General features: G+C 61.4%; 11 protein-coding genes and 2 pseudogenes. 11 read left to right on the top strand and 2 right to left on the bottom strand.

What is annotated here, in order from left to right:
- The 9 genes and pseudogenes from WDC87_RS03255 to WDC87_RS03215 all read left to right on the top strand — a co-directional run.
- Window positions 1-4,051 (top strand): RHS repeat-associated core domain-containing protein (locus WDC87_RS03255; protein ID WP_336331279.1); only part of this gene is annotated, 4,051 nt, incomplete at its 5' end.
- A 1-nt stretch (window position 4,052) separates the two neighbouring features.
- Complete coding sequence (locus WDC87_RS03250; protein ID WP_164282627.1) at window positions 4,053-4,625, top strand: hypothetical protein; 573 nt, start codon at window positions 4,053-4,055, stop codon at window positions 4,623-4,625.
- 14 nt (window positions 4,626-4,639) lie between these two features.
- A pseudogene (locus WDC87_RS03245) lies at window positions 4,640-5,095 on the top strand (RHS repeat protein); the annotation flags it as partial.
- 308 nt (window positions 5,096-5,403) lie between these two features.
- A complete protein-coding gene (locus tag WDC87_RS03240; RefSeq protein ID WP_141653569.1) occupies window positions 5,404-5,688 on the top strand; it encodes a hypothetical protein in 285 nt (94 codons plus the stop codon).
- A 33-nt stretch (window positions 5,689-5,721) separates the two neighbouring features.
- Window positions 5,722-6,720: pseudogene (locus tag WDC87_RS03235) on the top strand (RHS repeat-associated core domain-containing protein); the annotation flags it as partial.
- 475 nt (window positions 6,721-7,195) lie between these two features.
- Complete coding sequence (locus tag WDC87_RS03230) at window positions 7,196-7,687, top strand: RHS repeat-associated core domain-containing protein (RefSeq protein ID WP_240458930.1); 492 nt, start codon at window positions 7,196-7,198, stop codon at window positions 7,685-7,687.
- 141 nt (window positions 7,688-7,828) lie between these two features.
- Entirely contained in the window at window positions 7,829-8,158 is a 330-nt protein-coding gene (locus tag WDC87_RS03225) for a hypothetical protein (RefSeq protein WP_252745208.1), read from the top strand.
- Between the two features lie 487 nt (window positions 8,159-8,645).
- On the top strand, window positions 8,646-9,035 hold the full coding sequence (locus WDC87_RS03220) for a hypothetical protein (protein WP_252745207.1): 390 nt from the start codon (window positions 8,646-8,648) through the stop codon (window positions 9,033-9,035).
- Window positions 9,036-9,186: 151 nt separating this feature from the next.
- Window positions 9,187-9,666, top strand: a complete 480-nt coding sequence (locus tag WDC87_RS03215; protein ID WP_242015805.1) for a hypothetical protein — start codon at window positions 9,187-9,189, stop codon at window positions 9,664-9,666.
- A gap of 19 nt (window positions 9,667-9,685) precedes the next feature.
- On the opposite strand, the gene WDC87_RS03210 is transcribed toward WDC87_RS03215, so the two are convergent.
- Window positions 9,686-10,060, bottom strand: a complete 375-nt coding sequence (locus WDC87_RS03210) for a hypothetical protein (RefSeq protein WP_164282633.1) — start codon at window positions 10,058-10,060, stop codon at window positions 9,686-9,688.
- A 572-nt stretch (window positions 10,061-10,632) separates the two neighbouring features.
- Between WDC87_RS03210 and WDC87_RS03205 the strand changes: the two genes are divergently transcribed.
- The gene (locus WDC87_RS03205; protein WP_019659894.1) at window positions 10,633-10,962 is read left to right on the top strand and encodes a hypothetical protein; all 330 of its coding nucleotides are present in this window, start codon (window positions 10,633-10,635) and stop codon (window positions 10,960-10,962) included.
- Here the strand turns inward: WDC87_RS03205 and WDC87_RS03200 are convergent.
- Entirely contained in the window at window positions 10,956-11,360 is a 405-nt protein-coding gene (locus WDC87_RS03200) for a ribonucleotide reductase subunit alpha (RefSeq protein WP_072167560.1), read from the bottom strand. The two genes, WDC87_RS03205 and WDC87_RS03200, sit on opposite strands and share 7 nt — an antisense overlap.
- A gap of 194 nt (window positions 11,361-11,554) precedes the next feature.
- On the opposite strand from WDC87_RS03200, the gene moaA reads away from it, so the two are divergent.
- The gene (gene moaA / locus WDC87_RS03195) at window positions 11,555-12,535 is read left to right on the top strand and encodes a GTP 3',8-cyclase MoaA (RefSeq protein ID WP_072167561.1); all 981 of its coding nucleotides are present in this window, start codon (window positions 11,555-11,557) and stop codon (window positions 12,533-12,535) included.
- The last annotated feature ends 6 nt before the right edge of the window (window positions 12,536-12,541 follow it).

Genomic DNA, 12,541 nt, shown 5'->3' with positions numbered 1-12,541 from the left:
GCTCGATCACCTGCTTCACCGCCTCTGCCCGGAACTCATCCGTGTACTGCTTGCTGTTGCCCATAAACACCTCGGTCATTGCCATCAATTATGGCAACCGGATGTCTACGAAAGGCTGGCCGGTCCAGTCGGCAACCCATGTGATGTCAAAACGGGCGAGAAGTACGAGATCGCGCCGGACTTCGATCTGGGCTGGATCGCGCTGACGCGCTTCTATCACTCCGGCATCTCCACCTCATCCGGTGGCTTCGGCTATGGCTGGACCCATTCGCTGGGCGCCCACCTGGCACTGGATGGCGTTGACAGTGTGGGCATCATTGAAAGTACCGGTTTCCAGCGTGCATTCAAGAAAATCGGGCAAGCCTATGAGGCGGACGACGACAGTGGTGACCGTCTGGTCCAGAACGGCAACTGGACACTGTACTCGGCGGATTCCATCTCTACCTTCGGCGTGGACGGGCGTCTTGCAGCCAAGCGCTTCCAGGATGGCACGTCGCTGACCTACATCTACGACGACAGCGATCGCCTTGCGGCGGTCACCCACAGCAGTGGCCGCACACTGGAGTTCGTTTACCAGTCCAACGACTATGAGGCGCTGATCAGTTCGGTGCTGGTCGAAGGCATTGCGCTCGCCACCTATACCTACACGCCGCAGAACCAGGTCGCCACGGTGACCTATGCGGGTGGTGGTGTGCGGACATATCACTACGAGAACCAGGACTTCCCCCAGCACCTGACCGGCATCACCGCCGAGGACGGTCGCCGCTACAGCACCTTTACCTACGATTCCATCGGTCGTGTGATCTCCAGTCAGCATGCCGGCGGTGCCGATGGCGTGACACTGGCCTACAGCCCCAATGGTGGTGCGGTGGTGACCGACGCGCTGGGGCGGCAGACCGACTACACCCTGACACCCGGCGGCGACACCGCGCCGTCGCGCAAGGTGACCGGCCTGACGGATTCGCAGGGAACCGTCAGCCGAACCTACTACGACCAGAGTGTCGACTTCCGCCGGCGCCTGGATACCTACACCGATCGCCGCGGCATCCAGACCAAGCACACCTATGCGCAGGGCACCGATCCGGTAAGCGGTCGTGCCGTCAGCATCCATACCTTGACCGAAGCGGTCGGCTTGCCCGAGCAGCGTGTTGTGACCACCGCGCGCGACGTCGAAACCAATGCGGTACTGACCACCCGGATCGGTAGCCGCGAAACCCGCACGGCCTTCAATTCCCGACGCCAGCCGACGGCCAACACGGTGACCGACACCGCTTCCGGTCAGACGCGCATCACCAGCTACACGTACTGCGAAGCCGCTGATGTGGCAGCGGCAGGCAGCTGCCCGGTGGAGGGGCTGCTGAAGAGTGTGGATGGCCCGCGCACGGATGTGGCCGATGTCGTTACCTATGCCTATTACTCGGCGGATGATGCAGGGTGCGCGATCGGAGGTGCCTGCACCTATCGCAAGGGCGACCTGCGCAGCGTGACCAATGCGCTGGGCCAGACGGTCGAGACTCTGGCCTACGACGCGTTCGGGCGGCCGTTGTCGGTCAAGGATGCCAACGGCGTGGTCACCGACTACACCTACCATGCTCGCGGTTGGCCAACCTCGGTCACCGCGCGTGGCGCGACCACTGCCGAGAATCGGGTCACCCAGATCAGCTACTGGCCGACCGGCCAGGTGCAACAGATCACCGAGCCCGACGGCAGCAGCGTTTCCTATGTCTACGATGCGGCGCTGCGCTTGACCGATATCGAGGACAACGCGGGCAACACGATTCACTACACGCTGGACAATGCCGGCAATCGCCTCAAGGAAGACACGCTCGATGCAGGCGGTACCCTGCGCCGTACCCTGGCGCGGACGTTCAACACACTCGGCCAGCTGACCGCACTGAAGGACGCAGGCAATCACGCCACCGGCTTTGCCTACGATGCCAACGGTAACCGGCAGACCGTGACCGACGCTCTGCAGCGCGTGACCAGCCAGCAGTACGACCCGTTGAACCGCCTGGCGCAGACCCTGCAGGATGTGGGCGGCGTCGCGGCGGAGATCCGCAGCCAGTACAACGCGCTGGACCAGGTCACCCAGGTCACCGACCCGAAAGGCCTGCACACCACTTATGCCTATAACGGTTTCGGTGATCTGACCGGGCAAGTCAGCCCGGACAGTGGCGCCAGCAGCTTCACCGTGGACGCGGCCGGCAATCGCAAGACGGCTACCGATGCGCGTGGCGTCACCGCCACCTATCAGTACGACGCACTCAACCGCCTGATCGGCATCGCCTATCCGGACCCCAATCTCGACGTGGGCTACAGCTATGACGTGGCGCCGGCCGCCTGTGCCGCCGACGAGCGCTTCGCCAAGGGGCGCCTGGGGCAGGTGCTGCACGCCAATGGCAGTACCCAGTACTGCTATGACCGTTTCGGCCAGGTCACCCGCAAGGTACAGACCGTCAACGGCGTTGCCAGCACGCTGCGCTACGCCTATAGCAAGTCGGGCCGCCTGACCGCGTTGACCTACCCCGACGGAAGCGTGGCCGACTACGTGCGCGATACCCAAGGGCGCATCAGCCAGATCGGTCTGACCCGCCCCGGCCAGGCGCGCCAGATCGTGGTGAACAACGTGACCTATGCGGCCTTCGGCCCGGCGACCGGCTGGACCTACGGCAACGGCCGCCAGCTGCAGCGTCCGCTGGATCTGGATTACCGCCCGCAGGCGGTGCATGACCCGGCCGCGGGCGGCCTGTCGCTGGGCTATGGCTACGATCCCGTCGGTTCGATCACCGAGCTGAAGAACGGCACAGGCTCAACGGTGCTGGCCAAGTATGCCTATGACACGCTGGGCCGCCTGACCCAGACCCAGGACGGCACGACCGGCACCCCGATCGAAACCTATGCCTATGACGCCACCGGCAATCGCACCGCGCTGACCACCTCAGCAGGCACCGCCAGCTACACTTATCCCGCAACCAGCCATCGCCTGACTGCTGTGGATGGCGAGGCACGCAGCCATGACGCAGCGGGCAATACCACCAGTATTGGCAGCAAGGCGTTCACCTACAACGATGCCAACCGCATGAACGCGGTGAAGCAGGGTAACGCCACACTGGAGAGTTACGTTTACAACCACCGCGGCGAGCGCGTGCTGCGTACCCCGGCTGGTGGCGCAGCACAGATCACGTTGTACGACGAAGCTGGGCAGTGGCTGGGCAACTACTCGGCCACGGGCCAGGCGCAACAGCAGGCCATCTGGCTGGACAACTACCCGGTGGCGCTGATCAGCGTGCCAAGCGCAGGTGTGCCGGAGTTGGCCTACATCCAGCCGGATCATCTGGGTACGCCCCGTGTGGTGATCGACGCGGCGCGCGATGTGGCGATCTGGGAGTGGAGCAACAAGAGCGAGGTATTCGGCAACCAGATTCCGAGTGCTGACCCGGATGGCGATGGTGTGGTGTTCGAGCTGGCGCTGCGCTTCCCGGGCCAGCAGGCGATGGATGCAAGCGGGTTGTTCTACAACTACCAGCGCGAGTACGACCCATCCGTGGGGCGCTACTCTCAGAGTGATCCGATTGGGTTGCTGGGAGGAATTGGCACCTATTCCTATGTGGGAGGCAACCCTCTTATTGGCTTGGATTCACTAGGCCTTTGCGAGCAGACATCGGTTTGTCGAGCGCTACCTGGCATGTCAGGATTTAGCGAGGCTGCGCGAGCTGCTTACTTGGCGAATCCGTCCTCTCCCCTCGACAAAATATGGCCTTTCAGTGTGCTGCGTGGAACGCGAATTCATGTACAGTTTGCATTTAATGTAAAGGCCCTTGGTGGCCCGTACGATTCCGAAGTTTCTTACTTGAACGGCATCGTTGTAGATTATGGAACTCCAGGATCAGTTCGCGCCGTCGGTGTATATGGACCCAGGGCGTACCCAAAGTATGTGGTCGAGTTGAAGTCGGGAGCGGCTGGTCTGACCGCGGCAGAAATTCGCAATTACTACACGCACCTGCCCAAGGGAACTATACTTTGCGGTGTTCTGGAAAGGTCGGTGCCCTAGCATGAGATCCATTGCACTTTGGAGAATGAAGCGCGAGGCCAAGAGGAGCGGTCTGCGAGTCGTTGGCAATTTTTTGATCGCGTTACATACGCGCGATGTTATCTCAGGCTTCACATTGGATCCTGCGCCATCCTCTACCTACATATGGACCTTCGTAATTCCGACATATGATGATTTGCCCTACCTGCACATGTCTCTAGGTCAGAGGATTGCAAGCGCGGAAGTGGATAAAGTTTTTTTTCGTGGAATGCATGAGGCGCATATCAAAAAGCTTGAGGCAGTGAGAACGGCGGCAGACTTGTTGCTCTATGTCGACAGTCTTGACTTCACAAGCGACTATTCAGAATGGGTAAAGTACATATCCGCCATCCGGCTGGGCGATTTCGTGGCGGCGGACGCGACGCTGAAGACGCTTTTGAAGTTGCCAATGTCCAATGCTATTAAAAGTAGATTAGATGCGATTCTTTCTGTGCTGAAGAATGGCGGTGAATCGGGCGCGCAGCATCTTTTGGATGCGTGGTCTGTTCAGACGGATCGATTAGTGGGCGGCAGCTCCTGGGGCAGCGGACGGTAGCGAATCGTCGCGCTGCACGCAGCCCCAATGCAGCAGGGAATACCACGCTCTGACAGCAGATCGTTTACCTGCAGCGATACCAACCGCATGAACGCGGTGAAGCAGGGTAATGCCGTGCAGGAAAGCAACGCCTACAACCATCGCGGCGAGCGCGTGCTGCGTACCCCTGCCGGTGGAACTGCCCAGATCACGCTGTATGACGAAGCAGGGCAGTGGCTGGGCAACTACTCGGCCACGGGTCAGGCGCACCTGTGGCGTTGATCAACATCCCGGGTACCGGCGTGCCGTTGCTGGCCTACGTCCAGCCGGATCATCTGGGCACACCGCACGTGGTGATCGATCCGGTGCGCGATGTGGCGATCTGGGAGTGGAGCAACAAGAGCGAGGTATTCGGCAACCAGATTCCGAGTGCCGATCCGGATGGTGATGGTGTGGCGTTCGAACTGGCGTTGCGCTTCCCGGGCCAGCAAGACGGAAGCCGCTACCTTGTGCTGCCAGGTCTGATAAAAGGAAATCCGATCAATCAGATCGTTGATCCTTGCGAGAGAACCATCAAGAATGTGGCTTTGCCAGGTCGCCAATTTGGCGGATCGGTCACTGTTTCAATTCAACAGAGGAGCGGTGTGGCGGGTGCGCATATCGTTGGAACTGTTATCGGGCCGAATCCGATCATGAATCAGCTTATGGGGCCGATGAATTTTGAGTATCTCGGTTCCCGCGCCGCGAGGTCTTTGGGGTCATGAATAATGTGCTAAATAAGGGCTCAAGGCGCCGATTGGTGTTCGCTCTGTTTCTGCTCCTATGGTTCGTAAAATCTATTTTGGGATTCATTGCTGTCGCAGGACGAGATGCTCCTGGCTACCCGGGCGCTGTGAGTGGCTTCCCATATCCGTATCTTGGAGACGCGACATTTTACGTTGTAATGCCGGCTATGTTTGTAGGGCTTAATGTGATCATGTTTTTGTTCGCGAGCAGGATTCCGAAATGGTTAGCCATCATCGTTGCGGCGCTGCAATTATTTACTCTGCTGATGCTCCTGTTTCTTGGTGCAGGAGGAATTTAAGTGAGCTGCATATTCGAAGCCCCGCTCACGCGGGGCTTCTCTTTCACCTGCAACGATGCCAACCGCATGAGCTCGGTGAAGTTGGGTGACGCCACAATTGAGAGCTACGGTTACAACCATCGCGGCGTGCGCGTGCTGCCTACCTCGGGTAGTGGCGTAGCGCAGATCACCCTGTACGACGAAGCAGGGCAGTGGCTGGGCAACTACTCGGCCACCGGCCAGGCGGAGCAGCTGGCCATCTGGCTGGACAACTACCCGGTGGCGTTGATCAATGTGCCGGCTACCGGCGTGCCGGAGCTGGCCTACGTGCAGCCGGATCATCTGGGCACGCCGCGTGTCGTGATCGATCCAGCGCGTGATGTCGCGATCTGGGAGTGGAGCAACAAGAGCGAGGTGTTCGGCAGCCAGATTCCGAGTGCCGATCCGGATGGCGATGGTGTGGTGTTCGAGCTGGCGTTGCGCTTCCCGGGCCAGCAGGCGACGGAGGCGAGTGGGTTGTTCTACAACTACCAGCGCGAATAAGACGCTGCGACAGGACGCTATACGCAAGCGGATCCCATAGGCTTGTCCGGTGGCATTTCCGCGTACGGGTATTCGAATGCCTCTCCGCTTCTCGCGGCTGACCCACTTGGGCTTGAGCCCGTGTTCGATACAAGTACGTGCGGCGGACAGCTGGGAATGGTTACTTGTGATGGCAATGGAGGATTCCTGGTCAGTGTCTGCAATTCAGGCTGCGACAAGATATGCACCGTTATGCATGAGCGAAACCATAAGGCGTTATTGGATAAGAGGGTTCCTAATGCCTGCGTGGGTAGGCCTAAAGGTGCAAGCCCATTCCCAAAGGACTGGGAATATGATGGGATCGAGCATCGGCAGCTCGCCAATGAGCTTGAGTGTCGTGCATATCTAGAGCAGATGATCTGTGCAACTCGGCTGCGCGATGGAGGACTCGGAGGCGCCGCAGTAGACAAGGCCTACAGCAGGGCAGTAAAGGAAAGGAGCAACAGGCAATGCGATGCATTCGGATACTAGCCATCCTCTGGCTCGTTCTGGGCCAGGTGGGGTGCCGGGATGAGGTTGAGAGTTCAACGTACCCCATGGGTCAGACGGGAAAGAGTTGCACTGCCTACAAAGGCTTTGATCGCCAGCCTCCCGAAGTGGTTGTTACCGAACTGGCCAGACGGGGGTTGGACAGTCGCAGGTTGATCCATAAAACAGTTTGCGGCTCGATCACCAGCTGGGAGATCCTTCCTGCAGGAGCGTCGATCGATCGGATACCTCCCCCAGATGCCTACGTGAACGTCTGGCTGAGGGAAGACGGCTCTGTTTCCGTCAGTACGGACCTCCCTTGATGTCGGCGCTGCCTCCGATGCTCACGCATCGGGCCAGCGCGTCTGCGCAATAGGTCAGCTAAGCCGAAGTTGCGCTCACTCGATGTCATCCGGGTTGGCCGCGCGTGGCAATCGCTCGGTCGCCCGATGTCCCGGCTTGGAGCAGAAAGAGCGAAGTGTTCGGCAACCAGATTCCGAGTGCCGACCCGGACGGGGATGGTGTGGTAGTCGACTTCGCGCTGCGCTTCCCGGGCCAGCAGGCCACGGATGCGAGTGGGTTGTTCTACAACTACCAGCGCGAGTACGACCCGGCGGTGGGCCGGTACTCGCAGAGTGATCCAATCGGGCTGGAAGGTGGAGTAAACACCTATGCCTATGTTGGATCGATGCCGATTTCCCTAGATGATCCGCATAGGCTTCAGGCAACCTTCGCCGACTGCGTTTCGGAGAGGCGGTGGGACTGGGTCAGGCTTGGCGCTAGCGGGCCGGAAAGTACGTCGACAACTGGTGAAGTCGCATCCGGCGCACGGGTGGCAAATGCTGCTGCCAATTCTGCAGTTGGAAGCACTGGCTCGGGCATCAGCGCCGCTCCCCATGCCACGACGTGGCAGCATGCTGCGGGTTCCCAGGCCGGGCAGGCGATGCAGCAGGCGGCAAACGGACGCTGATTCGGTCCAGTCCAAGCGTCGTGGAGTTCGGCAGGAAGACTTTTGGGGCGCGTGGCCGTGGTGACGACTGTATGGGAGGGGTTCTGGGATGTCGGCTCCATGCTCTATTGCGGCTGCAGCGCAGGCGGTGGATGGAGGCGAATGGAAATGAAAGAAAAAATGAGAGAAAGAGAGGCGCTGTCGCCAACTGGCTTCTATGACCAATACTATGCGGACAGTGGCCTGGATCAGGAAACCGTAGTGGAGCTGCTGGAGCATGTTGCAGACGAGCTTCGTTTGCCCTCCGGGAAGCTCCGTCCTGGAGATCGATTTTCGAAGGAACTGTCGCCTGGTGAAGCTGATGGCTGGGACTCGGGGTATGGAGTTTTAATATTCGAGCTTCAATCGCTCGCGAAAGAACGGGGTATTGCAGTCAATCGGCGTTTGGATTCGCTCGACGACTACATTCGTATCATGGCGGGTATCTATTGATGAGGTTGATGCGTACCTGAATGGTTGTATGCGTGAGACGTCGCAGTGCGTGCTGAGGATCCGAGGATGCCAAAGGTGAGGTGTGCCGCAGCTGTCATGGCCGGTCTGGTTCTGGCCGGCTGTGCAACATTGGGTGGCGATATGATCGTGCGCGTCTCGGGAAGCGTGCCGCCTGGTCAGGGTGACGTTCGCGCTCTCGATTGTGAGCTGAGCATGCTCGGGGAGGGCGAAGGTGTAGTTTCGTCGAAACCGGTTGGAAGCACATTCGCGGTCCCCATTATGGTCGTTGCAGGGCCGGAACCCCAGAGCTACCAATTCGCCGTTGAATGCTCGGACGGCCGGAGGTTCGCATCCAAGCCGGTGCTGATCAGTAGTCGGCGCTCCTATGCTCGGGATCTCAACCTTGGGGAGCTTCAGGAGTGGTGAGAGAGAGGAAGGGGCGGACGAGGTCGCACCACCGTGGTATGCATCTGGTGGATTCCAGTAGATGAACCAAGATTTCAACTCTCTCGAATGGTGTGACGCCACGTTGCTGGCCATCAACATTGATAGGAGCAAACCTGGCGTATGCGACGAGGTAAAGGTCCACGTGCGCTGGCCGGACGGCCGGCAGGCAACCGTCTGCTTCTCGGAAGCCTACGGGTGCTCGGCGCTCATGAACTTCGGCGTACTGGGGGAGGAGGGAATAGAGTTCGCCAGGGTCGAGGACGACGAGCCGGGGCTTGCTCATCTTCTTGATCGTTGGAAGGCGGTCGGCTATCCGTTGTCCGGCCTGAAGTGTTTCCGTATCGAGACCACCTCGACCGGAAGCGTCATTCTCATCTACTCCAGGACATGGCGGATCGAGCATCTGCCGATGGCGGGTGCAGTGCCCTGAAGGACATTCCGTGCCAAGATTCCTCACCCCCGACAAGGTCTCCCTCATCCAAGGGAAGCGGCCTGAGAAGACCGAGCGGAGATGTGTTTGGGGTCATGATTTTTGGCCCTGCGGCGACGTTGTCCGCCACACTCTGCAAACTGGGGCCTTGATGATGGTGAGGATCCTGACAGCACTACTTCTGATTGGAGTCGGACTTGGATTCTCTGGCGGCGCATGGGCTGTAGGAAAGCGGCCCTTCAAGATGATCCAGTTCTGCGTGCATGACCAAGAGGGCGTGAATCGGTTCAAGCAGACCCTCAGCTCTATCGCCAACGACGAAGGAATGCAGTACTTCGATGGCAGCGCTGAATTGGATCGCCAGCTTGCCAGAGCAAAGGTGGACGTGAAGCGCCCTGTCGTCTACGTCGGAGTGAAGCGGGAAGATGGCTCTGGACTGGAGGCGGGGAACTTCGGATTGGATCGCTTCGAGATAGCCATCGGCTTCTCTGAAGGGAAGATGCCCGCCGAGGCACGGTCATTTTCTTTCCGCGTCGAATGCACCTTGGCCGAGCGCTGGAATGTACTCGCGATTCCCTCGGCGAAGGGCGCTACGCCGCTGGCATGTCGGGTGGAAGGCGGTTCTCGCTGAAGGGCGTTGCACATGACATTCACCCTTCGGGCTGCAACCGCCCCACCGCCTGGGCGCACAGCGACTGGCAAGCCATGACCAACCCCTCCATCACCCGGTCGCCCACGTACTGCCCGGGTTCGCCGTTCTGCCGGGTGCGCTCCGCCGCCAGCAGCATTTCCAGCACCACCCGCAACCCGCTCAGCGCGCAATCGGCATCGGCGAGGGCCAGGCAGCGACCGGGCAGCTGGTGACGCTCCGGCCAGGGTTGCCCGTCGGCCGCCGCACCGGAGCCGATGCGGTGGAGGTTGGCAATGAAGGTGTTCCTGTCCACTGGCGGCGCGGCTTGTGGCGAACCGTCGTCGCCGGCGGTGCTGCAGTAGGCGTGCAGATGCGGGAAGTCCGACTCGTTCATGGCAAGGCTCCGTGCAGGGCAATCGGTAGCCGCCACCCATAAAAGTGGCGGGCGGTACGTGGTTCGAATCCGGGTTGGTCCCAAGCCGGTGGGCGCGAACGCCCCCACGCACCGCCCGCCATAGCCGGCAGACGGATTGCCAGCCGGCGCCACGCTGGGGTGGCGCCGGCTGGCAAGCGCATACATCAACATCAACTCGGGTGTTCGAAGCCCGGCCACCCTTTTCCGGTGGCACGCCATCTGAGCCCCTGGCGCTGTGCAATGCCTATCAGAAGAGTTGTAAACATCACTCGATTGGAGACGCTTTCGGCATTCTCCCATGCTGTTAAGCACTGCCAGCGCTGGCTGGCGCGGCGGTCCGCCCGCACCGTGCAATCTGCGACAGATGTCGAGGTTGGGGGGCGTTACGGAACAAAGGGGGAGGGGCGATGACGACAGGCTCTGCGGGGAGCGACCTGTGTCGAGCATGGCCCGCGTCTACAGGCGCCAAAGCGTGACGTGCGACTCGGGTTGACGTTCCCAGCCACCAAGCGCAGGCTTGCTCAGCACGTTTCCTAAACAGAAGGAGACTTATGACCGCCACCGCTTCGCTGCACCCCACCCCCGACACCCAAGGCCGTTCCCGCCTGTGGAGTGTGTTCTGGCTGCAGGGCGTCATTCCCAGCAACATTCTGTGGGCGGTGGCCCTCTGGGCGCTGGCCAACCAGCGCACCCCGCTGCTGCTGGGGGTATTTGCCGTGCTGCTGCTCTATACCGGCTGGATCATCCCGGCGGTCTGGCGGGCGGCGCCCACCGCGCACAACCCCAACCTGGGCGTGGCGGCGCGCGGGCTGACCGTGGCCTGGGGGCTGAACACCGTGCTGGTGATCTTCTTCCTGACCCTGCAGCTGGTGGCTCAATAGAACTGAACGGGCTCGCCGCCACGGTCGAAGGCGGCGAAGCGGCCGATCTGACCGTCATGGATGGCGTTGACCATCAGCTGCAACGGGCGCGCGGCTTCGTCGCTGTTCGGCGCGAAACCGCCACGGCCATCCAGCGCCGCTACGAACACCAGGTCCCAGTCGATGCCGGTGGTGGTCGATTCGCCCGCCAGCGCCTGGAAGCTGGGCACCTCGGCCGGCAGCTTGTCCACGCACAGCACCGGCGACAGGGTGCCGCCCTCGCGGCGGTCATGACGGTCGCGCTGGTCGCTGGTGGGCGATTCGGGCAGCTCGGCGCGCACGAATACGAACAGCAGGCGTTGCGGTTCAGCCTGCTCGCCGGCGGCGTGCAGCAGTTGCTGGAAATCGTTCATCATCATGAGGGTTGTCACACGCCCGCTGCACGGAAAGCCGCATGCTGCCACAACGCCTGCCGCGCGGGGCCGAACGCGATTGATTTAAGTCATGCCGATGGAACTGAAGGCCGCGTACTCTGGCAATCGTTCCAGCAGGCGAGGGTATCCGGGCCGTTCCGGGAACAGGCAAGACGGTGGAGCAACAAGGTGGACCAGCCATGAGCCAACTCACCGACGGTTTCGGACGCAGCTTTCCGTACCTGCGCCTGTCGTTGACCGAAGCCTGCAACTTCCGTTGCAGCTACTGCCTGCCCGACGGTTACCAGGCCGATGGCCGCCCGCGCTTCCTGCAGGTGGATGAAATCGCAAGGGTGGTGCGTGCGTTTGCCGCGCTGGGCATGAGCAAGATCCGCCTGACCGGCGGTGAGCCCAGCCTGCGCAAGGACCTGGACGAGATCATCGCCACCGTGGCGGCGGTGCCGGGCATCCGCAAGGTGGCCATCACCACCAATGGCACGCTGCTGCCGCGGCGCCTGCCGGGATGGCACCGGGCCGGCCTGACCGCGCTGAACGTGAGCATGGACAGCCTGCAGCGCGAACGTTTCCACACCATCACCGGGCACGACCGCCTGCCGGAGATCCAGCAGGGCCTGGCCCTGGCGCAGGCGTTGGGCCTGCAGGCGATCAAGCTCAACGCGGTGCTGCTGCGCGGCCTGAACGACGACGAGCTGCCGCAGTGGATGGACTACCTGCGCGATCGCCCCTTCAGCGTGCGCTTCATCGAGCTGATGCGCACCGGCGACAACGAAGCCTATTTCCAGCGCCACCACCTGCGCGCCGATCGGGTGATCGAGCAGCTGCTGGCTGCGGGCTGGCACGAGCGCCCGCGCGCGGCCGATGCCGGCCCGGCGCGCGAGTTCGGCCACCCCGACCATCGCGGCAGCATCGGCATCATCGCGCCGTATTCGCGTGACTTCTGCAAGGGCTGCAACCGCCTGCGGGTGACCGCCAGGGGCGACCTGCGGCTGTGCCTGTTTGGCGAGTTCGGCGTTCCGCTGCGCCCGCTGCTGCAGCGCGACGAGGACCGCGACGCGCTGCTGGCACGCATCACCACCCAGCTTGGCCTGAAAGCGGCCGGGCATGGACTGCACCAGGGCCAGACCGGGCTGACCCCGCACCTGGCTTCCATCGGAGGATGAGCAACA

It is taken from the genome of Stenotrophomonas maltophilia group sp. Smal12 (genome assembly GCF_037079935.1).
In the GTDB taxonomy this organism is placed as follows: Bacteria; Pseudomonadota; Gammaproteobacteria; order Xanthomonadales; family Xanthomonadaceae; genus Stenotrophomonas; species Stenotrophomonas sepilia.
The sequence above is the reverse complement of the archived record's forward strand: the minus strand, read 5'-3'. Positions and strand labels throughout refer to the sequence as shown.